This window comes from Cupriavidus sp. 21MJTG02-4 (assembly GCF_057798975.1).
Genome location: NZ_JBYOJP010000013.1, coordinates 119,051 through 143,603 on the forward strand (window position 1 = coordinate 119,051; position 24,553 = coordinate 143,603).

The 24,553-nt window shown below is 68.4% G+C and carries 24 protein-coding genes; 11 read left to right on the top strand and 13 right to left on the bottom strand.

What is annotated here, in order from left to right; translation table 11 throughout:
• Positions 1–103 precede the first annotated feature (103 nt).
• Positions 104–1,285, top strand: a complete 1,182-nt coding sequence (locus AC3FKH_RS23835) for an NAD(P)H-dependent flavin oxidoreductase (protein ID WP_488678253.1) — start codon at positions 104–106, stop codon at positions 1,283–1,285.
• Here the strand turns inward: AC3FKH_RS23835 and AC3FKH_RS23840 are convergent.
• From AC3FKH_RS23840 to AC3FKH_RS23850, 3 genes are read right to left on the bottom strand one after another with little or no spacing between them, the layout of a single operon-like run.
• Positions 1,216–1,986, bottom strand: a complete 771-nt coding sequence (locus AC3FKH_RS23840; protein WP_488678254.1) for a Crp/Fnr family transcriptional regulator — start codon at positions 1,984–1,986, stop codon at positions 1,216–1,218. The two genes, AC3FKH_RS23835 and AC3FKH_RS23840, sit on opposite strands and share 70 nt — an antisense overlap.
• The gene (locus AC3FKH_RS23845; RefSeq protein WP_488678255.1) at positions 1,979–3,301 is read right to left on the bottom strand and encodes a hypothetical protein; all 1,323 of its coding nucleotides are present in this window, start codon (positions 3,299–3,301) and stop codon (positions 1,979–1,981) included. The genes AC3FKH_RS23840 and AC3FKH_RS23845 overlap by 8 nt, the downstream gene beginning before the upstream one ends.
• A 23-nt stretch (positions 3,302–3,324) precedes the next feature.
• Positions 3,325–3,750: a hemerythrin domain-containing protein gene (locus AC3FKH_RS23850; RefSeq protein ID WP_488678256.1), complete on the bottom strand. Its 426-nt coding sequence runs from the start codon at positions 3,748–3,750 to the stop codon at positions 3,325–3,327.
• 345 nt (positions 3,751–4,095) lie between these two features.
• Here AC3FKH_RS23850 and AC3FKH_RS23855 point away from each other — a divergent pair, with 345 nt between their 5' ends.
• From AC3FKH_RS23855 to AC3FKH_RS23870, 4 genes are all read left to right on the top strand, one after another.
• Positions 4,096–6,147, top strand: coding sequence for a type IV pili methyl-accepting chemotaxis transducer N-terminal domain-containing protein (locus AC3FKH_RS23855; RefSeq protein ID WP_488678257.1), 2,052 nt, complete (start codon positions 4,096–4,098; stop codon positions 6,145–6,147).
• Positions 6,144–6,797, top strand: coding sequence for a response regulator (locus AC3FKH_RS23860; RefSeq protein ID WP_488678258.1), 654 nt, complete (start codon positions 6,144–6,146; stop codon positions 6,795–6,797). The genes AC3FKH_RS23855 and AC3FKH_RS23860 overlap by 4 nt, the downstream gene beginning before the upstream one ends.
• Before the next feature lie 196 nt (positions 6,798–6,993).
• Complete coding sequence (locus AC3FKH_RS23865; RefSeq protein ID WP_483733545.1) at positions 6,994–7,152, top strand: DUF3309 family protein; 159 nt, start codon at positions 6,994–6,996, stop codon at positions 7,150–7,152.
• Positions 7,153–7,234: 82 nt separating this feature from the next.
• Positions 7,235–7,423, top strand: coding sequence for a DUF3008 family protein (locus AC3FKH_RS23870; protein ID WP_483713173.1), 189 nt, complete (start codon positions 7,235–7,237; stop codon positions 7,421–7,423).
• Between the two features lie 64 nt (positions 7,424–7,487).
• Here AC3FKH_RS23870 and AC3FKH_RS23875 read toward each other — a convergent pair whose 3' ends face one another.
• Genes AC3FKH_RS23875 through AC3FKH_RS23885 form a run of 3 tightly spaced genes read right to left on the bottom strand, consistent with a single transcriptional unit; the run spans position 7,488 to position 10,039 of the window.
• Positions 7,488–8,318: an alpha/beta hydrolase family protein gene (locus AC3FKH_RS23875; protein ID WP_488678259.1), complete on the bottom strand. Its 831-nt coding sequence runs from the start codon at positions 8,316–8,318 to the stop codon at positions 7,488–7,490.
• Positions 8,305–9,447 (bottom strand): DUF3182 family protein, encoded by a 1,143-nt coding sequence (locus AC3FKH_RS23880; protein WP_488678260.1) that lies wholly within the window; start codon positions 9,445–9,447, stop codon positions 8,305–8,307. The genes AC3FKH_RS23875 and AC3FKH_RS23880 overlap by 14 nt, the downstream gene beginning before the upstream one ends.
• Before the next feature lies 1 nt (position 9,448).
• Positions 9,449–10,039: a low affinity iron permease family protein gene (locus AC3FKH_RS23885; RefSeq protein ID WP_488678261.1), complete on the bottom strand. Its 591-nt coding sequence runs from the start codon at positions 10,037–10,039 to the stop codon at positions 9,449–9,451.
• Positions 10,040–10,225: 186 nt separating this feature from the next.
• Here AC3FKH_RS23885 and AC3FKH_RS23890 point away from each other — a divergent pair, with 186 nt between their 5' ends.
• Entirely contained in the window at positions 10,226–10,537 is a 312-nt protein-coding gene (locus AC3FKH_RS23890; RefSeq protein WP_488678262.1) for a BON domain-containing protein, read from the top strand.
• A 99-nt stretch (positions 10,538–10,636) separates the two neighbouring features.
• On the opposite strand, the gene AC3FKH_RS23895 is transcribed toward AC3FKH_RS23890, so the two are convergent.
• The 5 genes from AC3FKH_RS23895 to AC3FKH_RS23915 all read right to left on the bottom strand — a co-directional run bounded on the left by AC3FKH_RS23895 (position 10,637) and on the right by AC3FKH_RS23915 (position 14,736).
• Positions 10,637–11,101, bottom strand: coding sequence for a PRC-barrel domain-containing protein (locus AC3FKH_RS23895; protein ID WP_483733540.1), 465 nt, complete (start codon positions 11,099–11,101; stop codon positions 10,637–10,639).
• A gap of 64 nt (positions 11,102–11,165) precedes the next feature.
• Positions 11,166–11,759 carry a hypothetical protein gene (locus AC3FKH_RS23900; protein WP_488678263.1) on the bottom strand — a complete coding sequence of 198 codons (594 nt, stop codon included), beginning with the start codon at positions 11,757–11,759 and terminating at the stop codon, positions 11,166–11,168.
• 96 nt (positions 11,760–11,855) lie between these two features.
• The gene (locus AC3FKH_RS23905) at positions 11,856–12,257 is read right to left on the bottom strand and encodes a hypothetical protein (RefSeq protein WP_488678264.1); all 402 of its coding nucleotides are present in this window, start codon (positions 12,255–12,257) and stop codon (positions 11,856–11,858) included.
• Positions 12,258–12,418: 161 nt separating this feature from the next.
• A complete protein-coding gene (locus AC3FKH_RS23910; RefSeq protein ID WP_488678265.1) occupies positions 12,419–13,237 on the bottom strand; it encodes a sensor histidine kinase in 819 nt (272 codons plus the stop codon).
• 95 nt (positions 13,238–13,332) lie between these two features.
• The gene (locus tag AC3FKH_RS23915) at positions 13,333–14,736 is read right to left on the bottom strand and encodes a sigma-54-dependent transcriptional regulator (protein ID WP_488678266.1); all 1,404 of its coding nucleotides are present in this window, start codon (positions 14,734–14,736) and stop codon (positions 13,333–13,335) included.
• Positions 14,737–15,027: 291 nt separating this feature from the next.
• On the opposite strand from AC3FKH_RS23915, the gene AC3FKH_RS23920 reads away from it, so the two are divergent.
• Positions 15,028–16,044: a sigma-54 interaction domain-containing protein gene (locus AC3FKH_RS23920; RefSeq protein ID WP_488678267.1), complete on the top strand. Its 1,017-nt coding sequence runs from the start codon at positions 15,028–15,030 to the stop codon at positions 16,042–16,044.
• Between the two features lie 31 nt (positions 16,045–16,075).
• Here AC3FKH_RS23920 and AC3FKH_RS23925 read toward each other — a convergent pair whose 3' ends face one another.
• Positions 16,076–17,089 carry an SDR family oxidoreductase gene (locus AC3FKH_RS23925; protein ID WP_488678268.1) on the bottom strand — a complete coding sequence of 338 codons (1,014 nt, stop codon included), beginning with the start codon at positions 17,087–17,089 and terminating at the stop codon, positions 16,076–16,078.
• A gap of 311 nt (positions 17,090–17,400) precedes the next feature.
• On the opposite strand from AC3FKH_RS23925, the gene ligD reads away from it, so the two are divergent.
• The 4 genes from ligD (at position 17,401) to ku (ending at position 23,922) form a co-directional block, all read left to right on the top strand.
• Positions 17,401–20,103, top strand: a complete 2,703-nt coding sequence (gene ligD / locus AC3FKH_RS23930) for a DNA ligase D (protein WP_488678269.1) — start codon at positions 17,401–17,403, stop codon at positions 20,101–20,103.
• Between the two features lie 2 nt (positions 20,104–20,105).
• A complete protein-coding gene (locus AC3FKH_RS23935) occupies positions 20,106–20,495 on the top strand; it encodes a hypothetical protein (RefSeq protein WP_488678270.1) in 390 nt (129 codons plus the stop codon).
• Between the two features lie 210 nt (positions 20,496–20,705).
• Complete coding sequence (locus tag AC3FKH_RS23940; protein WP_488678271.1) at positions 20,706–22,682, top strand: hybrid sensor histidine kinase/response regulator; 1,977 nt, start codon at positions 20,706–20,708, stop codon at positions 22,680–22,682.
• Between the two features lie 232 nt (positions 22,683–22,914).
• Positions 22,915–23,922, top strand: coding sequence for a non-homologous end joining protein Ku (ku, locus tag AC3FKH_RS23945; RefSeq protein WP_488678272.1), 1,008 nt, complete (start codon positions 22,915–22,917; stop codon positions 23,920–23,922).
• Between the two features lie 121 nt (positions 23,923–24,043).
• Here ku and AC3FKH_RS23950 read toward each other — a convergent pair whose 3' ends face one another.
• Complete coding sequence (locus AC3FKH_RS23950) at positions 24,044–24,502, bottom strand: BON domain-containing protein (protein WP_488678273.1); 459 nt, start codon at positions 24,500–24,502, stop codon at positions 24,044–24,046.
• Between the last annotated feature and the right edge of the window lie 51 nt (positions 24,503–24,553).

Sequence of the window (24,553 nt, forward strand, 5' to 3'; positions counted from 1 at the left end):
TGACCTGAGGCAAACGCCCGCGCCGGGTGCTGTGCCACCCTTGGCCGTTCGTGCGCGGTCCGATATCGCGGGCCGCACGTAGTTTCAGATAAGCGAGACCTTCATGACAGAACATTGGCTGACACTGGCCGGGCGCCGGCTGCTGCCGATCGTCCAGGGCGGCATGGGCATCGGCATTTCCGCGCACCGCCTGGCGGGTACCGTGGCCTCGCACAACGGCGTGGGCACCATCGCCAGCATCGACCTGCGCCACCACCACCCCGACCTGCTCGCGCAAACCCGCGGCACGCGCGACAAGGCGCGCATCGAGGCCGCGAACCTCGTCGCGCTGGACCGCGAGATCCAGGCCGCACGCGAATTGTCGCGCGGGCGCGGCCTGGTCGCGGTCAACGTGATGAAGGCCGTGGGCTCGCACGCGCAACTGGTGCGCCAGGCCTGCGAAAGCGGCGCCGATGCCATCGTCATGGGCGCGGGCCTGCCGCTGGACCTCCCGGAGATGACCGCCAACTACCCGAAGATGGCGTTGATCCCGATCCTGTCGGAAGCACGCGGCATCGGCCTGGTGCTGCGCAAGTGGATGAAGAAGGGGCGGCTGCCCGATGCCATCGTGGTCGAACACCCGGCCCATGCCGGCGGCCATCTCGGCGCGTCGACCATCCAGGATCTCGGCGAAGACCGGTTTTCGTTCGCGCGTGTGCTGGCGGAATGCCGCGAGTTGTTCCATACGCTCGGGCTCGCGTGGGACAGTGTCCCGCTGATCCTGGCCGGCGGCATCAACAGCCATGCGAAGGTGCGCCACTGGCTCGGCGAAGGCGCCGCCGCGGTGCAGTTGGGCACCGCCTTTGCTGTGACCGAGGAAGGCGACGCCCATCCGGCCTTCAAGCAGGTCCTGGCCACCGCCGGCCCCGAAGACCTGCGCGAGTTCACCAGCGTGGCGGGCCTGCCGGCGCGCGCGGTGCTCACGCCGTGGCTGTCACGCTACCTGTCGAGCGAAAGCCGCCTGCAGCGCCGCGCCAAGGCCCGCGACTGCCTGGAAGGCTTTGACTGCCTGCAGGCCTGTGGCCTGCGCGATGGCGTGTCGCGCATCGGCCAGTTCTGCATCGACCTGAAGCTGGCACAGGCCGTGCGCGGCGACGTGGAGCGCGGGCTGTTCTTCCGCGGCAAGGGCACGCTGCCGTTCGGCGAAGCGATCCGCCCGGTGGCGGACCTGCTCCACTACCTGCTGACCGGCGAGAAGCCCACTGCCATCGCCGCACCGGCGACGGCAGCCACCGTCGCGGCATGAGCGACGACCGGGACGTCCGCGCGTGACCCGTCGTCCGCCAGGCGTCCCAGCCCTTCGGCATCGAGCAGGAAGATCTTGCCGCGCTCGAGCCGCACCAGGTTTTCTGCACAGAAGCGGCTGACCACGCGCGACAGGGTTTCGGGCGTGATGGCCAGCTTCGAGGCCATCACGCGCTGCGTACACGCCAGCCACGTGCGGCGCCCCGCGCGCGCTTCATCCCGCAGGAATCCGGCCACGCGCTGCAAGGCGTTGTGCAGGCTGGTGGCCTCGATATCGCGCATCAGCGCATGCAGCCGGCCCGACAGGTTGCGCAGCAGGCGCGCGGACAGCAGCGGATCCCGGGCCATCGCCTGCCGTAGTGCGGCACTGTCGATGCAAAGCACCGTGGTGCGGGCCATCGACTGACAGTCGGCTGGCTGCGGGGCATCCACGAACACCACGTCTTCCCCAAACACGGCACCCGGGCCAAAGGCCTCGATCGCGCGTTCCGCGCCTTTTGCGCTGCCAGCGGCGGCGGTCAGCGAAAGCTTCACCAGCCCGTCCATCACGATGAACAGCCCGCGGCAGGGTTCACCGCGGCGGAACAGGAATTCGCCCTTCTGCAGGCGCCGCTGCGTGGCCGCGGCAACGATTGCGTCGAGCACGCGGCCATCGACGCCGCGGAACAGCGGCAACCGGTCGAGCATCACGATCTCAGCCATGGTGAACTCCTTGCGCAAGTGGCTTGCGCGGCGGCAACCCGCCCTGCGCACGCATGGCGCGCATGCATCGCATTGCCTTCAGCAACTGCAACCCCAGCCAGGCATTGGCCAGCGCGAACGCCAGGCCACCGGCGCGCGCCAGCCACGCGGGCGCGAGCGGCAGGGCCAGCAGCATCGCGAAAGCCGCCAGCAACAGCCACGCCTGGCGCCGTTGCGTGGCGGGCGTGATGATGGCCTGCATGGCCGGCACGCGCGCGCGCGGCGGCAGCAGCCGGCGCAGGTGCAGCCAAACCAGGAATGGAACGATCTTGCCGAGCATGGCGGTCACCGGCACCACGCCACCGCCGACGAGCGCCAGCGTGCCGACCCACCACGACAGCGTCGCCTGCCAGGGCTCGGGTACCAGCGGCAGCACCGCCGCCAACAGCGCCGCGGCCAGCAGGCTGGTGGCCGCGACCGGCCAAAGCAGCCAGACCGGATCGTGGCGGCGCCGCGCACGCAGCGTGGTCGCCAGCGCAAAGCCGGCCACCAGCGCCGCAAACAGCAGCCAGGGCAACAAGGCCCAGCGCGCAAGCGCCCCATCGGGCTGGGCGATCACTACAGCGCTGAATCCCACCAGTGGCAGCCAGTACCCGAGCGGCAGGCAGCGCTCCAGCCAGCGCGGCAGGCGTGGCGCCTGCCAGAACATCGGCAGCACCGTGGTGGCGATGCCCGTCACCAGCGCGGCCAGCCAGCCGCCCAGACCCCAGGCCATGTGCAGTGCCAGCCATGGCGACGGCGGCACCGTCCACAACCCGCCGAACATGCCTGCCAGGGCCGCGCCGAGCAGGCCGGTCAACACCAGCGGTGCGCCGATGCCGGCGAGCGTGCGCGTGGTGGCATCCACCGCGGCGACGCGTCGCCCGGCCAGCAGCAGCAAGCTCCCCGCGAGCGGCAACAAGAGGCCGCCCGCCACGGCGGCAAGGCGAAAGGGTGCGCTGCCGCCCCCGAGAAAGCCCACGGCCAGCGCGCCGGCTGTGGTGCCGGCGGCCAGTGCCACCAGCGGCGCGAGCGCGCCCGAGCCCGGCACCGCCACGCCCGCCACCACGGGCATCATCTGGAACAGGGCGCCCAGCATGACGGGCAGCAGCATGCCAAGCGCCAGCATGTGCACGGCGGCAAGCGCCAGCGGCGCGAACCTGTCCGGCAGCCCGGCCACGGGGCCGAGCGCGAGCAGCAGGCCCGCGGCGGCGCCCAGCCAGGGCGCCGGCATCAGGCAGCCGAACACCACGCCGGGACGCGGCGCGCGTTCATAGTCGAGGCTGGCGACTTTCAAGGTGGATATCCTTTCGCTTGCGATCAGCCGGCTTCCGCCAGCAAGGCGTCAAGGCCGGGCACGCGCGCGCGACACAAGGGAAACAGCACGTTTTCTTCCTTGAGGTTGTGTTGCTGCAGCAGCACGACCAGCGTGTCGATTTCGGCGGCCAGTGCGTTGGCGTCGCGCAGCTCCAGCCATTCGCGTGCGTTGTCGAGCAAGGCGCGGACTTCGTCGTGTTCGTGCCGCATCATGGCCGTGGGGCCGCAGGCGGAGCCGGCCACCTGCTCGAACGCGGGAAACAGCCGGTCCTCCTCGGCCGAGAAATTGCCCTCCAGCGCGGCGTCGAGGCGCGCGAACGCACCAGCGGCCGCTTCCCAGTCGGTGTTACGCAGGCAGGCTTCAAGGTCCTCAAGCGCTTGGTCGCAATCGCGGTGCTGGCGCACCAGGGTTTCAATGCCGCTGGACATGGTGTTCTCCGGGTTCAGTCGGATGGATGCTAGGACCCGTCTCGCGGGCCGGACTTGATCGCGAATAAGTCGGCGCGAGATTCGTGGACAAGACCCGGCCACCCTCAGGGTCTATGTGGCGCAGGGAGAAAAGCCGTCGTTTTTATATCACGCCGTGATATTTAAAAAAGCGCAAAACCACAGGTCCGAAAGCGAGGCCCGGCGTCTGCGCAACAAGCGCAGCACCCCGCACAAAGCTATGTCACGGAATGACGTTTTATTGATCTGGCGCATGCTGAGCCAACGCGTCGGCGCGGACAATCGCCCGTAAGGTTGACCGCCCCCAGTCCCCAGACCTTGTTCCCCATGCCTGATCCTGACACCCAAGCCGTCCCCCATGCGGACACCGACACTGCGCCGTTCGCGGACGGCAGCCCGCTTCCCGATGCCGCTGGCCTGACGCCGCCCCGTCACCGCCTGTCCACGCGCATCATCCTGCTGTCGCTGGCGTCGCTGCTGGTGGTGCTCACCATGATCGCCGGTACGCTGTGGCTGTCGTGGAAGCTCGAGGGCGCGGGCGCGGCCATCAATGACGCGGGCAGCCTGCGCATGCGCGCCAACCGCGTGGCGATCGAACTGGGGCTCGCCGCCACCGGCCACCCCAGCGCGCGCAACGAACAGATCCAGGCGCTGGACGACACGCTGGCCCAGTTGCGCAAGGGCAATCCGGTACGGCCCCTGTTCCTGCCCGACGAGCCCGCCATCCATGCGCAGCTCGACCACGTCCTGCATGACTGGCAACAGCGCCTCAAGCCGCTGGCGCAGGCCGGCAACGGGCCCGCGTATGTACGGGCGCTGCCGGATTTCGTCGCCCAGGCCGACCGGCTGGTCGTGTTGATCGAGCACGACAGCGCGCGCAAGACCGACCTGCTGCGGCTGTCGCAAGCCGGGCTCGCAGCCATTGCGTGCGTGGGCACGGTGGCGGTCATCTACCTGCTCTACCTGTGGATCATCCTGCCGGTGCTGCGCCTGCAGGACGGCCTGCGCCGCATGGCCGCGCGCGAATTCACGCTGCGCCTGCCGGTGGAGACGCGCGATGAGTTCGGCACCCTGAACGCGGGCTTCAACCGCATGGCGGACGAGCTGCAGGACCTGTACCAGGACCTGGCTTCACGCGTGGCCAGCAAGACCGCCGAACTGGAGCGCCAGAACCGCGACCTCGAAACGCTCTACGACATGGCGGCCTTCTTCAACCGGGCGCGCGATGCCGAAGCCATGTCGCGCGGCTTCCTGCAGCGCGTGATGCGGCTGTTCGATGCCGATGGCGGCTCCGTGCGCGTCATGGATGCCCAGCACGGCAAACTGCATCTGCTCGCGTCGTCGGGCCTGCCCGCGGCGCTGGCGCAAGCCGACCACTGCATGGCCGTGGATGCCTGCCACTGCGGCGACGCCACGCACGAAGGCGTGGTCGCCATTGCCGACCTGCGCAAGACAGCGCGCCGGCCGCTGCTGGCGCAGCCTTCGCCCTGCACGCGCGAAGGTTTCTCGGCCATGGCGGCGTTTCGCATCGAAAGCCAGCGCGGCGCCATCGGCACGTTCGTGCTGCACTTCCGCGCGCCGCGCGAGCTGCCCGCGTCGGACCGCCAGTTGCTCGAAACGCTGGCGCAGCACCTCGGCATCGCCCTGGAACACCTGCGGCTGTCGGCCAGTGCGCGCCAGCTGGCGGTGGTCGAAGAGCGCAACCTGGTCGCGCAGGGCCTGCACGACAGCATTGCGCAGGGCCTCAATTTCCTGAACCTGCAGGTCCAGCTTCTCAGCGACGCAGTGGACCGCGACGACCTGGCGGAAACCCGGGAACTGGTGCCGATGCTGCGCCACGGCGTCGAAGAGAGCTACCAGGACGTGCGCGAGCTGCTGAACAACTTCCGCTCGCGCCTCAAGCCCGGCGAGCTGCGGCCCGCCGTCGAGGAGACCGTCGAGCGCTTCCGCCGCCAGTGCCGCACCGAAGCCGAGCTGGTCATCGACGACCGTGGCAACAACCTGCCGTTGCAGCCCGAGCAGCAACTGCAGGTGCTGTTCATCCTGCAGGAAGCGCTGTCCAACGTGCGCAAGCATGCCATGGCCGCGCACGTCACCGTATCGCTGAGCCACGGCCACGATTTCCGGCTCGTGGTCGAAGACGATGGCGAGGGCTTTGATCCGGCCGACCTCGGGCATGACAACGAGGTGCACGTCGGCCTGAACATCATGCGCGAGCGCGCCGCCCGCCTCGGCGCGCGGCTGGCCATCGAGGCCCGCCCGTCGCATGGCACGCGCATCGAGCTGGTGCTGCCGCGCGGCGGCCAGGCCGCGCGCGCCGAACCCCATTCCACCGCGGGGCAAGCGTTGCCGCGCCCAACCCAGGAGTCCCTGTCATGACCATCCGCATCCTGTTGATCGACGACCACACGCTGTTCCGCTCGGGCATCCGTGCACTGCTGCAGCGGCAGTCCGACTTCGAGATCGTCGATGAGGCGGCCGACGGCGTGGAAGGCATCAAGCGCGCCAAGCAGCACCGTCCGGACGTCATCCTGCTGGACCTGAACATGCCGGGCCTGTCGGGGCTCGAAGCGCTGCAGTTGCTGGTCGAGGACCTGCCCGACTCCGCGGTCATCGTGCTCACCGTTTCCGAAGAGGCCGAAGAGCTGGCCACCGCACTGCGCAGCGGGGCGCGCGGCTACCTGCTGAAGAACATCGAGACCGAGGCCCTGACCAGTGCCATTCGCCGTGCCGCCGCCGGCGAGCCGGTGATCTCCGACGCCATGACCGCCAAGCTCGTGCAGCAGTTCCGCGCCCCGGCACCGGCCCCCGCGCGCCTGGACGACACGGCGCGGCTGACCGCACGCGAGCGCGAGATCGTGCAGGGGCTGGCACGTGGCGAAAGCAACAAGGAAATCGCCCGCGACCTGGGCGTCGCCGAAAGCACAGTGAAAATCCACGTGCAGAACATCCTCAAGAAGCTCAACCTCGCCAGCCGCGTGCAGGTGGCGGTCTATGCGGTGGAACATGGCCTGACCGAGGCGGGCTAGGCGCCACCTGTGCGCGGGCGTCGTCCGATTCCTACACCGTTTTCAGTCGCGTTCCGGAAGGACCGGGCTGGCCGCTCGGCTACGCTGAAAGTACGTGGCGAAGCCTGTCCACGGACCCGCTGCAGCAATGGGCGCCCGGACAGCGACAAGCCCAGATGACAAGCGTGGCCTATCGGCCCAAAACCTGGAGCACGCTATGGGAATCGGCACCATTCTTCTGATCCTCCTCGTCCTGTTGCTGGTCGGCGCCTTGCCGGCCTGGCCCTACAGCACCGGATGGGGCTACTGGCCAAGCGGCGGACTGGGACTGATCCTCCTGATCGTCGTGCTGTTGGTGGTTCTGGGCCGCATATAGAGGCGCGGCACCAGGAACGCACTGCCCTGTGGGCACCGTCCGGTGACCGTGGGGCAGCGCTTCACTCGAGAAGGAGACAGTCATGCCAGCAAAATCGAAGGCGCAACAACAGGCCGCAGGTGCGGCGCTCTCCGCCAAGCGCGGCGAGAAGAAAGCCAGCTCGCTCAAGGGCGCGTCCAGGTCGATGGCCAAATCCATGAGCAAGAAGGAACTCAAGGAGATGGCGTCGACCAAGACCAAGGGCAAACCCAAGCACGTATCCGATCGCTGAGCGCCAGCGCATCGGGATACCTCGTGGAACGCCCGTCCCGCCATGCGGGGCGGGCGTTCTCGCGTCAGGGGGACGTGCCGGAGCCCTCCAGCGGCCGCGTCTCGCTGTTCGCGGTGGGCGCATTCGCCGCCGCGGGCCGCTGCGCCGCAACGGGTCCCGAGCGTGCGCCGGTGACCATCTCGCGCAGCCAGTTCACCAGCAGGCTGGAATAGGCGCGCTGGTGCTCCTCGTCGGCGAGGCCGTGATCGGCGCCCTTGATCACGCGGTACGTCAGGGAACTGACATGCGTGCAGGCGTCCACGTAGCTCGTCACCACGGCATGGGGAACGATCTGGTCGTTCTCCGATTCGATGATGAGCACATCGCCCTCGAAGCCGGCGCAGGCACGTAGCGCGCGATTGGCATCGGGCGGCACCACCGAGCGCCGGTAAGTGACCAGGTCCTGGTCGCGGTGGAGCTGGCGCTTGGGCAGCTCCCAACCTTCGTCCATGTAGAGCGCCGGTGCGCGCAGCGCAATCCAGCGCACCGGACGCAACGTCGTCAGCACCGCCGCCAGGTAGCCACCATAGCTGCTGCCGATCACGGCAATGGCATTGCGATCGACTTCCGGATGCCGCGCGAGCACATCGTAGGCCGCCACCAGGTCGGCCAGGTTGCGCATGCGGCTGACCGTCTCGTACTGCGCGCGCGTGCCGGCGTGGCCGGTCAGGTCGAAAGTCAGGCACACGCAGCCGAGGCCCGCCACCTTGCGCGCGCGGGCAAGGTACTGCTCCTGGCTGCCGCCCCAGCCATGCACGAACAGCACGCCGGACAGCTTGGTGGCCGGTGCGATCAGCGTGCCGGCAATACTGCCGCCTTCGCTCTGGATCTCGATCGTGTCTTCATGGGTTGCCATCGTCTTCCCGCTCCAGCCATGCGTACTTGGTCAGCGGGCCGACGTCGCGGTCCTCGCCCTGGAAATACACTTCGGCGCCGGCGGGGACGGACACGCCCTCACCGTAGACTTCACGCGTCGCGGCCACCACGCGGTGGCGATGCGGATCGGCTTGCAGGGCCTGCAGCGCCGCCAGTTCAGCACCGGTCGCACCGCCGACGCGCCAGGACTGTTCGAGCACGCCGCCCAGCGGCTGGCCGCCGGCGTCGCCCGATGGCGCGCCGAACGCCACGTCGTAGTTGCAGCGCGACAGCACCATCTCCGGATAGCAGTCGAGCGCGGCGTCGTGATAGGCCGTTGCCGCCCGCACCGCCGCCAGCGCGCATGGCGCGAGCGGCTGCGCCAGCAGCGCGTCGAAGCCGCCGCGCACGACCGTCAGCGTCGAGCCGCCATAGACCTGTTTCCCGCTGTTGTTTTCGGTGAGATCCTGGGTACCGCAATAGCTGGCCAGCAAGCCATCCAGCAGCACCTGACCGACGCTGTAGGTGCGCGGCGATGCCAGGTCGCGTTCGAGCACCAGGCCATTGGCTTCGATATCCGCCGCCGCCATGGCGGCCAGCGCCGCGTCGAGGGCCGCTTCGCTGTCGACGGTCTGCTGGCCGAGTCCGCCGATGCCGCACGGGTCCTTCAGGCGCACCACGCCCCCGGCCAGCAAGCGCGCGCCCGCACTTCGGGCATCTTCAAGCGAAAACGCGGTAAAGCCAGGAAGCACCGCCGAATGGGCGCGCCGCACGAAGTCCGGATCCCAGCCTTGCGGGGCCGCCGCATCGGGCGCGACCAGTCCATGCGTGATCGCCTTGGTTGCAACGAAGGCAAACGGCACCACGCCGCCAAACAGGTCGTCGACCCCATGAACGCCGAGCGCACGCGCGTGCGCGACCCCGACCAGCGTGTCCAGCGGCACCAGGTACAAGGCCGCCGCCGGTGCGCTGTCGCGACGCTCGTAGGCGCCGTGGAAGCCGTAGCCCGCGAGCTGGGCGACCTTCCTCCCGATGCGCTCCAGCGTCATGGCCTGGTGGCTGTCCTGCTGACCGTATTCGGCGCAGCCATACACCATCACCTGCCTTGCCTTGTCGTCGTCCGGCGGCATGTCACGCCTCCTGTCGGAGCCCGGCGGGTTCCTGCGGCCCGGCCGGGCTTGCATCGGCAGCCTTCGGACCCGGGCGCCTGCTGGTGCGGGCCTCGTGCTTGGCGGCCTGGTTCAGGCAGGCCTCATCCAGCGAGTGGCTGGCCTTGAGACCGCCCTCCTTGTCGGCCAGCTCCGCGAGATGGCGATAGAACGCAGCCAGCTGGTGCAGTTCTTCTTCGTCGAGATCTTCGACCGAGACCAGCATATTGCTGGCCTCGCGATGCGAAGCCAGCAATTCGTTGAGCTTGAGGTGTACGGCCACGGCGTCCTTGTTCTGGCTTTGCTGAATCAGGAACACCATGAGAAAGGTCACAATGGTGGTGCCGGTGTTGATCACCAGCTGCCAGGTTTCCGAGTAGTCGAACATGGGACCTGTAATCGCCCATGCGATCACCACGGCTAGGGCCAGGACAAACGCCGCTGGCGAGCCCGCGCGGCGCGTGGCCGCCCCGGCGAAGCGGTCGAACCGATGCATCAGCCATGACCGCGGCCGCGCGCCGATGGCCGATGCCGCGCCCCGTGCATCGCTCAGGTCCGGGCCCTTTCTGCTCATCGCTGTTCTCCTCGTTCGCGGCGCACAGTCGCCGCCGACACGCTGCTTCCATTGTATGGAGCGCGCCGCCAATGTTCAGCGGGCGCCGTCCTACAACGCGCACGGCACTTTGCGATGCAGCCCGCTGTCCGCGGGAACATTTCTTGCGCCGCGGTGGAGTCCCCCACGCACCAGCCGGAGATCTCCATGCCGCAATCCAGCGAACTCGCAGACCAGGTCCGCGCCCGCATTGCCGAGGCGTTCGCAGGCAACCTGCCCGAAGGGCTTGCCATCGAAGTCGAGGACAGCCGCGTCGTGCTGACCGGCTGCGTCGACGGTCCTGCCGTAGCGCAGGAAATCGAGAAGGCCGCGGCCATCAGTCCCGGCGTGCTCGGCGTGCACAACGCGCTGCGCACGCGGCATGACGATCCGCCGGCCCCGCCCGGGCAGCCGGTCGCCAGCGGCATGAATGCCGACCCGGTAGCGCCGCCTTACGGCCAGATCAACCACAAGGTCTGACGCGGCGTGGTCGTGGCGGTACGCAAAAAGCAAGGGCCGGCGCAAACTGCCGCCGGCCCTTGCCCCTCTCTCCCACCCTGAATCCGGTTCCTGCGAACGTCAGCGCCACGGGTCGTAGCGGTCCGACTCCCAGTACGGCGAAATGCCGTAGTACTCGTGAATGCTGGTAGCCCACTGCGAATCCGCCATGCCAGGCCAGTGGTCCTTGTCAAAGCCTGGCGCGGCCTTCAGGCGGTCCTTCTCCACGCCCAGCACGAAGCATTTGCGGCGCGTGTCCAGCGTAAGCGCCGACCACGGCAACGCAAACAACTTCTCGCCGATGCCAAGGAAGCCGCCGACGGCAAGCACGGCGTAGGCGACGCGTCCGCCTGGCACGTCGATCATGATGTGGTCGATGGTGCCGAGATCATCGCCGGCAGGGTCGACCACCTTGTTGCCTTCCAGCGTATCGGCCGCCATCACGAACGGGCCCGGGCCCGGTGAATCGCGATCGATGCTGCCGACGATCGCCGCACCGCGCGGTTGCGATTCAGGTTCACGAGTCGGGGGTTGGTCTGGTCTCATGGACACCTCCTGAAGTGATGCAAGCAGATGGACGAAGGAAGTCGCCCGTCATTTCCATGGTCCGTCACGCGCCGCGCGGCTCGCCTTCGCGACCGGCCGGCACCGGCGGCGCCAGTGGATCGAAATCGGCCCAGCGGCCCTCACGCCAGCGGCCCTGCGCACGCTCGATGTCGTGGGCGCCGCCCTTGCGCAACAGATCGCAGACCAGGCCCGCGTTGGCCGGTTCGACATGCGCGGCCAGCAAAACCCCGGCATTGCGCACCGGAGCACGGCCCCGACGTCCTTCGGCACGCCCTTCACGCGTCAGCGACAGCGCGCCCACCAGCGATCCGACATAGGCGCACAGCCCCGTGGCGAACACCAGGACGAACAAGGACACCGGCGGCGACAATGCCATCACGGCAATGACCGCCGCGCCCAGCGCGGCACCCGCGGTGGCACCTAGCAGTACGCCCGTCATGGCACCCATGCCCGAGCGCCGCGCGCCCGGATCGGCCGCGGTATCGCCGCCGATGGGGTAGGTGGCGTGCTGGCCTGGCGGGTTCACGTAGAAGACGCTCACGTCGTCCTCCGCGACGCCTTGGGCGCGCAAGCGGCTGGCGGTGGTCTCCGCCTTGGAAAAGCTGTCGAAACGACCGGCGATGATGGCATCAGACATGGTGGCTCTCCTCTGTGTCAGGCGCTGGCATCGTGCGCTTGCAATGGGGCGGTCCCGGGTCTGGCAATGGCTGGCCCAATGGCTGGCCGTTACTGCTTACCCGCGGCCCGTGGCGCCTTTGCGATGTCCGGCGGGCTTCGCGCCGGCAGGCTGGTTTTCACTGCCGCGCTTGAGCTTCCAGTCGACATCGTCGCGATGGGTCTGGGTCTTCTTTTCGGCGTGCATCGCCGCGCTCGGCGAAATGGGATCGCTCGCGGGGAACGTCATTTCCAGGGAATCGTCAACGGCGCCCTGATAGGTCTTGCGCTTGTCTTCAGTAGACTTGCGCTTGTCCGCAGCGGACGTCTTGCGCTTGTCGTCCGCCGACGCGGAGGACCTGGCATCGGGCTTGGCGGCCGAGCCCTTTTTGGCAGCAACCTTTCGGGCGCCGGCCGTCTTCTTGGCGGCGGCGGGCTTGCGGGCCGGACTGGCCTTGGCAGGAGCGTGGGCTTTTTGCATGGCTGGGCCTCCGTAAGGAACATCCCTTCCCATGCAATCGCCGGGCCAGGCGCGTTGGAGCGGCCTTTGTGCCGCTGGCGCCGCAACGGGTCCCCCTCTGGCCCCAGCGCGCTGACGTGCAACGGCTTGAGACCGGCACTTTGTGCCGTGCGGTGTAAAAGCTACAGCCCGAAGGCACGCTGCGGGTGGCGGGGAAATTTCACCGCGATGCAGACCGTGACCTTGTCGGAATCGCAGGTCTCGCTCTCGCTACTGAGTACGGCGCCGTGCAGTTCGACCATGCGGCGCGTCAGCAGCAATGCGCTGGACTGCCGGGTGGACTGCCCCGCCTGCGGCGGTTGCCGTCCGAAGAAATCGGATAGCATCGACAAGCGCGTGGCGCTGCGCGCCGGGTCCAGCGGCGGGCTTTCCGTGATGCGCAGCTTGACGTGGTCGGGCTCCGCGTACAGATGGACCGCCACGGAACCGCCCGTCTGCGCGCGCCAGATGCAATGCACCAGCAGATGGCGCAACACGGGCCCGAGCCGCACCGGATCCGCGTCGATCATCCACGCCAAGGCGTCGCCGTCGGCCTGCACCGGTTTCAGTTCGACGCCGCGTGCCGTCGCGGCCGGGCGGCGGTCCGTCACGGCCTGCATGGTCGCGGCGAGCAGGTCGGTCAGGCGCCATTGCGGCGGGCTTTCGTCGGCAAGCAGCCGCACGGCCTCTTCCATTTCCTCGACCAGCGCGATCTGCTGCTGGATGCCGGCGCGCACGCCGTCCAGCGCGCGCCGGGCGGGCGCCGCGGCCTGGTCGATGGCCCGTTCGAGGACATAGGCCCAGCTCTGGATGGCGTTGAGCGAGGAACGCAGGTCGTGCGCGGTCTGGTCGATCAGGGCCCCCACCTCGGTGACGGTCCGCACGTCCTGTTCAACGTGGGGCGATGGCACGCCTTCACTGTCGCGATGTTCCGGCTCGCTGGCTGGCGATTGCTGCGTCATGTTCGTGTTGACCCGGTTTTCCACGCAGTTGCCATGCAAGAAGCATGCAACCTCAGACTGGGCCAGCCGGAACTGCCTTGGCACGCCCGTGAGGATCATCCGGCTGCGGAGACCCCGACCTGGCTGCTGCGCGACGCCCGCAGCCATTCCGGCAACTCGCCGCGCGCGGCATAGTCTTCCAGCCGGTTGTACAGCGTCTTCAGGCTGATGCCAAGGATTTCCGCAGCGTGTTTCTTCACACCCGCGCACTGTTCCAGGGTCGCGAAGATCAGCTGCCGGTCGGCGTCGGCCAGCGACATCCCCACCGGCACCGACACCATCGCCGCCGCCGGCGCCTGCGTGGCCGCCACTTGCAGCGGCACCTGCACCTCGGTGATGAGATCGTCGTCGGCCATGATGTAGGCGCGCTGCACGAAATTGCGCAGCTCGCGCACGTTGCCCGGCCAGGCATGCAGGCGCAGGCTGTCGAGCACGCCCGGCGCAAAGCGCCGCGCGGTGCCCTGTTCGGCATTGAGCTGCTCCAGCATCGTGTTGGCGATCTGGATCACGTCGTCGCCGCGCGCGCGCAGTGGCGGCAGCTCGACCGGAAACACATTGAGCCGGTGGAAGAGGTCCGCGCGCAGCTTGCCTTCCGCCACGGCGTCTTCAGGATTCCGGTTGGTCGCCGCCAGCACGCGCACATCGGCATGCTGCTCGCGGTTGGTCCCCACGCGCATGAAGGTGCCGGTTTCGAGCACGCGCAGCAGCTTGACCTGCAGCTCGGCCGGCATCTCGGTGATTTCGTCGAGGAACAGCGTGCCGCCATCGGCACGCTCGAAGTAGCCCTTGTGCTGCCGATCGGCGCCCGTGAAGCTGCCGCGCTCGTGGCCGAACATCTCGGTCTCGATCAGCGTCGGCGAGATCGCGCCGCAGTTGACGGCCAGGAAAGGCTGGCGCCGCCGCGCCGACAGTTCATGGACCGTCTGCATCGCCAGTTCCTTGCCGGTTCCGCTTTCGCCGATCAGCAGGACAGTGGCCTCGGTCGGCGCCACGCGCGCAAGCTGGTCATAGACGGCCTGCATGACATCGGAACTGCCCAGCAGCCGCCCGAAGCGGCCATAGCGCCGCAGTTCCCCGCGCAGCGAATGGATCTCGGCGCGCAATGCGCCGGTATTGGCCAGCCGCTTCAGCACGGTTTGCAGACGCGCCACGTTGATCGGCTTGACCAGGTAATCGGTCGCGCCCGAACGCAAGGCTTCCACGGCGCTGTCGACGCTGGCATAGCCCGTGGTGAGGATGACTTCCACCCCGGACGAGCCCACTTCGCCAAACAGTTCCATGCCGCTGCCATCGGGCAGGCGCAGGTCGGTCAGGATCACGTCGGGCATGCGCCAGCCGATCTGCAGCCTGGCTTCGCGCAAGGTGCCCGCGGTGGCGGCAGTGAACCCTTCCAGTGCCACGATCTCGGCCAGCGCGGCGCAGGCGTTTTCGTCGTCGTCGACAATCAGGATGTGAGGCATGGATCGCGCGGCCCGAAGGCCGGAAGTTTGCCCGGGATCGGCGGCAGGCGCCGACAGGCAAAAACGGCATTCCCGCCTGCTGCGATGCAACACAACGCATCATGTCGGAGCGCGGACATGCGGGGACAACGCAAGGTGCGTATCCGAAGTCTACCCATCCCGGCGCCCGAATGTTGCCAGTGTCTCTCTGACACGGCTGTCGGATGTTTCCGCGCGCCGCGCCTGACGTCTGGTAGCGCCCCGCCGCACGGGCTAGCATAGGAACGTCCCGCGCCCCAGAACCAAGCCAACGTGTCGACCACCGCCAGTCCATCCCGACGCGGCGCCCCCCCGCAACCGGAGGGCTTGCGAAGCCGCGCCATTCCGTCGCAGGTCTCCCTGTTATGGGAAAGCACAGCGCCCGCGATGCGCCGCCTGCTGGCGCAGGTCGAGCGCGTCGCGGCCACGGATGTGACCATGCTGGCCGTGGGGGAAAGCGGCACGGGCAAGGAAGTCGTGGCGCGCGCCGTGCATGCGCGCAGCAGCCGGGCTGATGGGCCCTTCGTGGCCGTCAACTGCGGCGCGATCCAGCCCACGCTGATCGAGTCGGAACTGTTCGGCCACGAAAAGGGCGGCTTCACCGGCGCCATCGACCAGAAGGCCGGCTACTTCGAGCAGGCGCAGGGCGGGACCCTGTTCCTGGACGAAGTCACCGAAATGCCGCTGGCCATGCAGGTGAAACTGTTGCGCGTGCTGGAAAGCCGCACCTTTCACCGCGTCGGCGGCGATACGCTGATCGCCAGCGACGTGCGCATCCTTGCCGCCACCAACCGCGATCCGCTCGACGCCGTGCGGGCCGGCCAGTTGCGTGAAGACCTGCTGTACCGGCTGGCCGTGTTTCCCTTGCATATTCCGCCGCTGCGCGAGCGCGTGGAGGACATCATCCCGCTGGCCCGCCACTTCCTGGACAAGTACAACGCGATGGAGCGCACCGACAAGATGTTTTCCGCCGGCACGCTGGAGCGGCTGACGCGCTACGACTGGCCCGGCAATGTGCGCGAACTGAAGAACGCGGTCTACCGCGCCTTTATCCTGGCCGACACGGTCGTGGAGATCGGCAACCCGAACCTGGGTACGCAGCCGCAGCGCCCGAGCACGGTCGACGGCGTGGTCAGCGTGCGCGTGGGCACCACGCTGGCCGACACCCAGCGCGAGATCATCATGGCCACGCTCGCGCATTACAACGGCGACAAGCGCCTGGCCGCGCGCGCGCTCGGCATCAGCCTCAAGACCCTCTACAACCGCCTGGAAGCGTACCGGGCCGGCTGAGGGCCAGCCCGTTCCACCTGCCGCGCGCCAGCTAGTCATCGCGGCCGCGCCGGGCCCGGATCACGGCGGCAACCGCTGCGGAAGCGCCGACCACCAGCGCCGTGGTCAGCACCGGATGGCGCGCGCTGGTGGTGTAGGGGCAGGACTGCAATGCGACGCGGTTGCCGGTGCGCTCCTGCAGGCCGTTACCGCCGCCGTAGAGGGTGTTGTCCTCGAGCGGACCGGCCGGGTAGCGGGTCCGCTGCGCACGGCCCATGAAGCGGCGCATGAAGTGGTCGAAGGTGCGCGGCGCATAGTAGGCGGCCGCGGAAAACGCCTTGGCGGCGCCGCCGACAAACAGGTCGCGGCGCGGATGCTCGGCGGCAAAGAGAATGGCATCGGCCGCCAGCGCGGGGTCATACAGCGGCGGCGGCAACTGCGCCTCCACGTCGAGGAAGTTCTTGGCATGCGAGGCCAGCGGGGTTTCGAGCCCGGCCGGCTTGATCAGCGTGACGCTGATCGGCGCCATCTCCTGCTCCAGTTCCAGCCGCAGCGAATCCGTGAAGCCCTTGATCGCGTGCTGCGATGCCGCATAGGCGCTTTGCAGCGGCAATGGACCGTCCGACGCTTCGCTGCCGATATTGATGATGGTCCCGCCATGCTCGCGCAGGTGCGCGGCCGCCGCGAGCGAGCCATGCACCGTGCCCCAGTAGTTGGTGTCGAACAGGCGCCGCTGGTCTTCCAGCGGCACATCGGCATGGCGGCCAAAGATGGTCACGCCGGCATTGTTGACCCACGTATCGAACCCGCCGAAGCGTTCGATAGCGGTATGTGCCACGCGCGCCACGTCCTCGTGCCGGCCGACGTCGGCCGTGACGGTAATCGCTTCAGCACCCTTCTCCCGCAGTTCCTCGGCCAGCTGGTGCAGCGAGTCTTCGCTGCGGGCCACCAGCACCAGGCGGGCGCCCATGCCTGCCGCCTTGCGCGCGGTGACCAGGCCGACGCCACTGGTGGCGCCGGTCAGCACGATGACCTGCGATCCGATCGTCTTCTGAGAGAGTTTCATCTGCTTGCTTCCTGCCCCGGGCACGAGACCACGATCGCCGGCGTCCGGGACGCACCGCAGGCGACGCTTGAGCGTATGCAGGGCAAACTTCGCAAGGAGTGTTCCCGCGCTGCGTCACCGCGCACCGCTGGCTGGCCGGCCAGCATGCCGCCTCGGACCGCGCGGATTTACAACGTCCGGTAAGAAGCACACGCGCGCGGCGTTGGCCGACCCGGGTGTAGGACTGCCGCCGATTTCGGTCGCAGTGGGCGGTGCCTAAGCTGAAGCCACCGAGGTTTCGCCTCGCCCTTTCCTGGTGATGCCAGTCCACCATGGCCAAGACCACGCGCCAGGCCCCTGGCGATGCGCGCACTGCCGGCAAAAGCCCGACCGCGCGCAAGCATGTCGAAGACGCTTTGGGCAAGTACCGCCAGATGCGCGACTTTGCCGCTACGCCCGAACCGGGCGGCGTCCGTTCGCGCGCCAAGGGATCGAAGCCCAGCACGGCCCGTGCCGCTGCTCGGACGGGTGCGTTGTCCTTCGTGATCCAGAAGCATGCCGCGCGCCGCCTGCACTATGACTTCAGGCTGGAGCTGGACGGCACGCTGAAGAGCTGGGCCGTGCCCAAGGGTCCGAGCCTGGACCCCGCGGACAAGCGCATGGCCGTGCATGTGGAGGACCACCCGCTCGACTACGCAGGCTTCGAAGGGGTGATCCCGCCCGGCCACTACGGCGCGGGCACGGTGATCGTCTGGGATCGCGGGGTGTGGGTGCCCGATGGCGATGCCGATGCGGCGTATCGCGCCGGCAAGCTGAAATTCGAACTGCGCGGCGAGAAGCTGCACGGCCACTGGACCCTGGTGCGCATGCATGGCAGCCGCCAGAAGGAGCAGGATGCTTGGCTGCTGATCAAGGAGCGCGATGACGCGGCGGTGCCGGCCTCGGAACTCGACGTGACCGAGGCCATGCCGGACAGCGTGCTGGCCGGCACTTCACCGGCACGCGCGCCGCGCAAGACCGGGAAGGCCGCGAAGCCAAAAGCTCCTACAAAGGCCAAGAACAAGAACAAGGACAGCGATACAGCGAAAGCGCCGGCCCTGCCGCGCCGCGCCGTCGCCGCCGCGCTGCCCCTGGCGCTGTCGCCGCAGCTTGCCACGCTGGTGGAGCGCCCTCCGGCCGATGCCGAGGCCTGGCGTTACGAAATCAAGTTTGATGGCTACCGCGTGCTGGCCCGCATCGACGGCGACGACGTGCGCCTGTTCACGCGCCAGGGCCACGATTGGACCTCGCGCCTGAAGACGCTGGCGCGCGAAGTGCGCGCGCTGGGCTTGCCGGACGGCTGGCTCGACGGCGAGATCGTGGTGCTCGGCAAGCACGGGGAAACCGACTTCCAGGCCTTGCAGAACGCGTTCGAGACGGCACACGTCGAGTCGATCGAATACTACGTGTTCGACCTGCCCTTCTATGCCGGCCACGACCTGCGCAAGGTGCCGCTGTCCGAACGGCGGGCACTGCTGCGGCGTTTGTTCGAAGCCAGCACCGCGACGCGCGTGCGCTTCAGCGAAGACTTCGAAGCCGCCCCGGACGACATGCTGGATGCGGCCTGCCGCATGAAGCTGGAGGGCGTGATCGGCAAGCGCGTGGACGCGCCCTATGTCAGCACGCGCAGCAATACCTGGATCAAGCTCAAGTGCACGCAGCGGCAGGAGTTCGTGATCGGCGGCTATACCGAACCGAAAGGCAGCCGCGAAGGGCTTGGCGCGCTGATGCTCGGCGTGCACGACAGCGCGGGCCGACTGCGCTATGCCGGCAATGTGGGCACGGGTTTCGACACCCGCACCCTCGCGAAGCTGCGCGAGCAACTCGATGCGCTGCGTGCGGACAAGACGCCGTTCGATGCGCTGCCCCGATCGGTCAAGGGCTTGTGGGTACGGCCGCGGCTGGTAGCGGAGGTGTCGTTCGGTTCGTGGACGCGCGACGGGCGCGTGCGGCATGCCGTGTTCCATGGCCTGCGCAGCGACAAGCCGGCCAATGCGGTGTCGGTGGAGCAGCCGGCCGCGCCGGCCAGCGGCAAGCCCGTGACCGGGGCCGCGTCGGGCACGACGGCCGCCGCCACGCGCAAGGGCAAACCCACCGCGGCGAAGGGCAAAGTGGCCATCAGCCACGCCACACGCGTCATCGACGCCGCGAGCGGACTGACCAAGGGCGACCTGGTGCGCTACTACGAACGCGTGGCGCCGCTGATGCTGCCGCACCTGCAGGGCCGCCCGATCGCTATGGTGCGCGCGCCCGACGGCGTGGCCGGCCAGCTGTTTTTCCAGCGGCATGGCGACACGCTCAGGGTGGACGGCATCAACGTGCTGGACGCCGATCTCTGGCCCGGCCATCCGGCGTTGCTGGAAATCGTCTCCGCGCATGCGCTGGTGGCGGCGGCCCAGCTCAATGTCGTGGAGTTCCACACCTGGAACGCCAGCAAGCGCAGCATCGACCGGCCCAATCGCATCATCTTTGACCTGGACCCCGGCGAAGGCGTGCCCTGGCCTCCCATGCGCGAAGCCGCCGCACTGATGAAGGCATGGCTCGATGAACTGGGACTCGACAGCTTTGTGAAAACCAGCGGCGGCAAGGGTCTGCATGTGGTGGTGCCGCTGACGCCGCGCGCGGACTGGGACGAGGTCAAGGCGTTCGCCCATGGCGTAGTGCTTCACATGGCCCGCACGCTCCCGGACCGATTCGTCGCGAAGAGCGGCGCGCGTAACCGCGTTGGCAAGATTTTCATCGACTACCTGCGCAATGGAGTAGGCGCCACAACGGTGGCGGCATTCTCGGCGCGCGCGCGCAGCGGCCTGGGGGTGTCGATCCCGCTCGCCTGGGACGAGCTTGACAGCGTCACGGGCGCCGACCAGTGGACCGTGGCCAATGTGGCGCCACGACTCGACGAGATCGCGCGCCACGACCCGTGGGAAGCCTATGCGGGCACCCGCCAAACCATTACGCGCGCGGCCGCCCGGCTGGCGCGCGCAGGAAGGAGCTAGCCATGACCCGGTCCTTTATCCACTATATCCGCCACGTTCGCCAGCTCGCGCCGCGTCCTCCGCGGCGCGCGCTGGTCGCGGCGATGCTGATGGCGATGGCCCTGCCGGCGAGCGCGCGCCTGCCGGCCGCCACGCCGGAGCAGCAACAAGCCGCCGACGCGCGCAAGGCCAAGGAAGCCGAAGAGGCCAAGCACCAGGCCGAACTGCTGGCGCAGGTGCAAGACCGCCTGGCCGCGCAGTTCGGCAGGAAGGGCGCCGCCGGCGCGGCCGCGGCCACCACGGAGCCAGGCAAGGTGTCGCAGAAGGCCGCGGAAGCCCCGCAGTCCGCAGGCCCGCACGGCGGCACCTCGCCCAGTGCCGAGGCGCATAGCGGGGAAGCTGCGCGGCGTTAGTGCGCAGCGCGCTTCCGGCACGCCTTTTGCGCGTGTTCCCCTGTGGTCCCATTCATAAGGGACCGGCCATCTGCGCAAGACGCAGCCACGCAAGGGGGACGACGCCGTGAGCATCCATCGCCATGTAATCGCTACAAAACGCCCGCAATCGTACAAGGTAAGTTTTACAACAGCATGCGCCGCGCTGCCGCGATGCCAGGGGTTCAGGCCATGAACGCGAGCGCAGCCCGACAAGGCCGCCTGATCCTGAATGTGGAAGACGGCGAAGGCCCGCGCTATGTGAAAAGCAGCATCCTGCAGCGCGCCGGCTTCTCGGTGATCGAGGCGTCGACCGGCCAGGCGGCACTCTCGCTGGCGCGCCAGCATGCGCCCGCGCTGGTGTTGCTGGCGCTCCAGCTGCCCGATATCAGCGGCCTCGATGTCTGCCGCCTGCTGAAGGCCGATTCCAACCTGGCTCATATGCCGATCCTGCTGACGTCCTCTGCGCTCGCCTCTTCGTCGCAACGCGTGCAGGCGCTCGAATGTGGCGCGGACAGCTTTATCGCCGAGCCGGCCGAGCCCGAGGAACTGGTGGCCAGCATCGACTCGCTGCTGCGCCTGCGCCGGGCCGAAGATGCCTTCCATCGCACCAGCCAGGCGCTGCACGACAATGAGGACATGTTCCGCCAGCTCGCCGAATCACTGGTCGACGTGGTCTGGCTGCTCGACGCGCGCGACCGGCGCCTGCTGTTCGTCAGCCCGCGTTTTGAGGACCTGTGTGGCCAGCCGACCGAGAAGATACTCGAAGATCCGCAGTGTTGCCTGACGCGCGTGGCGCCGGCCGATCGGGCCCGCGTGGCGCAGGCGTTCGCCAGCATGCTGGAGGACGGCCAGCTCGATATCGAATTCCAGCTCATGCGCACCGACGGCAGCATCCGCGAGATCCGCGCCCGCGCCTTGCCGATGCGCGGCAGCGACGCCACTGTCCTGCGCGTGGCCGGCACCTGCCAGGACGTGACCACGCAGAACCGTGCGCGCCGGGCGCTGCTCGGCGAAGAGCGTCGCAAGGAACAGTTCCTGGCCATGCTCGCGCACGAACTGCGCAACCCGCTCGCGCCGATGCGCAGCGCCGTGGACTTGCTGCAGCAGCCCACCCCCACCCCGGCGGACACGTTCCGCGCACGCGACGTGATCGGGCGCCAGCTCAGGCACCTGTCGCAACTGGTGGACGATCTGCTCGACATCTCCCGCTTCAACCGCGGAACGATCACATTGCGGCAGGACCTCGTGGAACTGCGCGGTGCGCTCAACACCGCGGTCGAAGCCGTGAGGCCGCTCCTGGAAGCCCAGCAGCACACGCTGCGGCTGGCCCTGCCGGAACAGCCGCTGCCGGTGCGCGGCGACATGGTCCGGCTCACCCAGATCTTCAGCAACCTGCTGCATAACGCGGCCGCCTATACGCCGGCCGGCGGCCAGATCCGCATCGATGCCACGACGGCGGATGGACGCGTCGCCGTCCGCGTCCACGACAACGGCATGGGCCTGACCCAGACCTTGCAGCGTTTGCTGTTCGACCCGCTGGCGCCGGCGGAGCCCGGAACCGTGGCCAGCGATACCGACCCATTCGACGGCGAACCCGATGCCGACGGCGCGCAGCTTGCCGTGCCCGAAGGTCCGGGTATCGGCCTGACGCTGGTGCAGCAACTCGTGCGGCTGCATGGCGGGCGCGTTCGCGCCGAGAGCCCGGGGCCGGGCGAAGGCAGCACCTTTATCGTCGAGCTCCCGATCGAGCCGTGGCAGAACTGGCATCCGGCGGACACCGTGGCACAGCGGCCATCCGGACCGCCGCGCGTGATCATGGTGGTCGATGACAACACCGATGCGCTCGAAGCAATGAGCATGACCCTGCGGGCGCTGGGACACACCGTGGTCACCGCGGCCGATGGCGAGAGCGCGGTCGCGCGGGCGCCCGAAGTCAAGCCCGAGGTGGTACTGCTTGACCTGGGCATGCCGACCATGGACGGCTTTGAAACCGCCCGCAGGCTGCGTGCCCTGCCCGAGATGCGCGGCGCCACGCTGGTGGCGCTGACCGGCTACGGACGGCCGGAGGACCGCCGCCGTGCGCTGGAAGCGGGCTTCGACCGCCATCTGGTCAAGCCGGCCAGCCTGGAGTCCCTGACCCGGCTGTTCGATGAGCCTGGCGACTGACGCGGACTCAACGCGAGCCACGCGATCCGGCGCGACCCAACGCGCCTCACCGATTTACCGGAGTTCCGAACCATGCATACCACCCCCGACCCCGACACCCCCTCGCACAAGCCGGAAGTCCCGCCACCGGAACCGCCACCGGGCGCGCCCGAGCCGGTCGTCGATCCGCCGCCGGGCGACCAGCCGCCTCCGCCGCCGCAGCGGGCCAGCCCATGACGCAAGGAGACGCATCGTGTCACGCATCATCTGGAAGGGCGCCATCACCTTCGGCCTGGTCAATATCCCGGTCGTGCTGCGGCCCGCTTCGCGCAGCCAGTCGCTCGACCTTGACCTGCTGGACGTACGCGACATGGCACCGGTGGGCTACCAGCGCATCAACAAGAGCACGGGCAAGCCGGTCGACAAGGAACACATCGTCAAGGGCTATCAGTACGAGAAGGACGAATACGTATTGCTGAGCGACGAGGACTTCCGGCAGGCCAATGTCGAAGCCACGCAGACCGTGGATATCGTCAGCTTTGTGCAGGCCGACGAGATTCCGCCTTACTACTTCGACACGCCCTATTACCTGGAGCCCGACAAGCGTGGAGAGCGCGGCTACGCGCTGCTGCTGGAAACCATGCGCCGCACCGGGCGCGCCGCGCTGGCGATGGTGGTGCTGCGCAACCGGCAGCACCTGGCCGCCATGCTGGTCCAGGAGGGCGCGCTGGTGCTCAACACCATGCGCTTCGCCGACGAGGTGCTGCCGATCTCGGACCTCAAGCTTCCGAAGACCTCCGGCGCAAAGGGAAGCGGCGCCCATGCGCGCGAGATCGAGATGGCCGTCAAGCTGGTCGAGGACATGAGCGAGGCGTGGTCGCCAGAGCAATATCGCGACACCTATCGCGACGATCTCATGGCCCGCATCGACGAGAAAATCGAATCGGGCAAGACCCATCAGCTCACGCCCGCCGCCGAAGAAGAGGAAGCCCCGCGCCAGGGTGCCAAGGTCATCGACATGGTGGCGCTGCTCAAGAAGAGCCTGGATCACCACGGCAAGCGCGGCACGGACAAGACCGAGCCGGAGGAAGACGAAGCGCCGCGCAAGGCCAAGGGCAAGAGCAGCCGTGCGCCCGCAAAGAAACATGCGGCGCCCGCCAGGCGCGCAGCCGGCAGCCGGGCATCGGCCAAGCGCTCCACCCATGCCGCTGCGGGCAAAACGTCATCCGCCCGGAGCACGGCGCGACGCAAGCAAGCGTAGCCGCCCTGCTGCCCGTGCGGCCGGCGAGACCCGATAGCGCCTGGCGTTAGCTGGCGTGGAAGAAGCCGGGCCCTGCGTCACGCGTCAGGGCCCGGCAGTCATGCACCGGGGCACGAGCCATTCAGCGCGACGACACCTTCAGGGTGTCGTTGACGGACATCACGCCTTCCACCCCGCGGATGGTCTGCAACGCCATGTCGTGCTGTTCCTGGCTTGGCACGGTTCCGCTCACGCTGACCGTGCCATCCTTGGTCTTCACGTGAATGCCCGTCGACTTCAGGTCCTTGGTCGACAGCAGCTTGGTCTTGATCTTGGTGGTGATGGTGCTGTCGGAGACGGCCTGCTTGGCCGTGGCGGCGCCCGCGTCATGGCTCGGCGGGGGTGCCGTATCGCGGTTGATCTCGGCGCGGCCCGGCATGCCAGGCGCGGAATTGGCGGGCGCGGTCGTCGTGCCCGTGTCGACGGCCGTGCGCATGAAGCCGCCGGCATCCAGCGCGAAAACGCTGCCTGCGGCGGCGGCCAGTGCTGCCGCCAGACAAGCCTTGCGCAGGATCGAAGCAGTAGGTCGGCTGGGTCGCATGGTTTCCTCCTTGGCGGTTAACTCGCATGGCCCGCGCGCGCGCCGAGTGCG

Excerpts from the sequence above, each read along its gene's own strand:
- AC3FKH_RS23855 (WP_488678257.1), top strand. The coding sequence starts at position 4,096 with ATGCCTGATCCTGACACCCAAGCCGTCCCCCATGCGGACACCGACACT.
- AC3FKH_RS23890 (WP_488678262.1), top strand. The coding sequence starts at position 10,226 with ATGCCGCAATCCAGCGAACTCGCAGACCAGGTCCGCGCCCGCATTGCC.
- ligD (WP_488678269.1), top strand. The coding sequence starts at position 17,401 with ATGGCCAAGACCACGCGCCAGGCCCCTGGCGATGCGCGCACTGCCGGC.
- AC3FKH_RS23950 (WP_488678273.1), bottom strand. The coding sequence starts at position 24,502 with ATGCGACCCAGCCGACCTACTGCTTCGATCCTGCGCAAGGCTTGTCTG.
- AC3FKH_RS23875 (WP_488678259.1), bottom strand. The coding sequence starts at position 8,318 with ATGGCAACCCATGAAGACACGATCGAGATCCAGAGCGAAGGCGGCAGT.
- AC3FKH_RS23860 (WP_488678258.1), top strand. The coding sequence starts at position 6,144 with ATGACCATCCGCATCCTGTTGATCGACGACCACACGCTGTTCCGCTCG.
- AC3FKH_RS23865 (WP_483733545.1), top strand. The coding sequence starts at position 6,994 with ATGGGAATCGGCACCATTCTTCTGATCCTCCTCGTCCTGTTGCTGGTC.
- AC3FKH_RS23940 (WP_488678271.1), top strand. The coding sequence starts at position 20,706 with ATGAACGCGAGCGCAGCCCGACAAGGCCGCCTGATCCTGAATGTGGAA.
- AC3FKH_RS23905 (WP_488678264.1), bottom strand. The coding sequence starts at position 12,257 with ATGCAAAAAGCCCACGCTCCTGCCAAGGCCAGTCCGGCCCGCAAGCCC.
- AC3FKH_RS23895 (WP_483733540.1), bottom strand. The coding sequence starts at position 11,101 with ATGAGACCAGACCAACCCCCGACTCGTGAACCTGAATCGCAACCGCGC.
- AC3FKH_RS23935 (WP_488678270.1), top strand. The coding sequence starts at position 20,106 with ATGACCCGGTCCTTTATCCACTATATCCGCCACGTTCGCCAGCTCGCG.
- AC3FKH_RS23915 (WP_488678266.1), bottom strand. The coding sequence starts at position 14,736 with ATGCCTCACATCCTGATTGTCGACGACGACGAAAACGCCTGCGCCGCG.
- AC3FKH_RS23885 (WP_488678261.1), bottom strand. The coding sequence starts at position 10,039 with ATGAGCAGAAAGGGCCCGGACCTGAGCGATGCACGGGGCGCGGCATCG.
- AC3FKH_RS23900 (WP_488678263.1), bottom strand. The coding sequence starts at position 11,759 with ATGTCTGATGCCATCATCGCCGGTCGTTTCGACAGCTTTTCCAAGGCG.
- AC3FKH_RS23835 (WP_488678253.1), top strand. The coding sequence starts at position 104 with ATGACAGAACATTGGCTGACACTGGCCGGGCGCCGGCTGCTGCCGATC.
- AC3FKH_RS23910 (WP_488678265.1), bottom strand. The coding sequence starts at position 13,237 with ATGACGCAGCAATCGCCAGCCAGCGAGCCGGAACATCGCGACAGTGAA.
- AC3FKH_RS23840 (WP_488678254.1), bottom strand. The coding sequence starts at position 1,986 with ATGGCTGAGATCGTGATGCTCGACCGGTTGCCGCTGTTCCGCGGCGTC.
- AC3FKH_RS23870 (WP_483713173.1), top strand. The coding sequence starts at position 7,235 with ATGCCAGCAAAATCGAAGGCGCAACAACAGGCCGCAGGTGCGGCGCTC.
- AC3FKH_RS23850 (WP_488678256.1), bottom strand. The coding sequence starts at position 3,750 with ATGTCCAGCGGCATTGAAACCCTGGTGCGCCAGCACCGCGATTGCGAC.
- AC3FKH_RS23925 (WP_488678268.1), bottom strand. The coding sequence starts at position 17,089 with ATGAAACTCTCTCAGAAGACGATCGGATCGCAGGTCATCGTGCTGACC.
- AC3FKH_RS23880 (WP_488678260.1), bottom strand. The coding sequence starts at position 9,447 with ATGCCGCCGGACGACGACAAGGCAAGGCAGGTGATGGTGTATGGCTGC.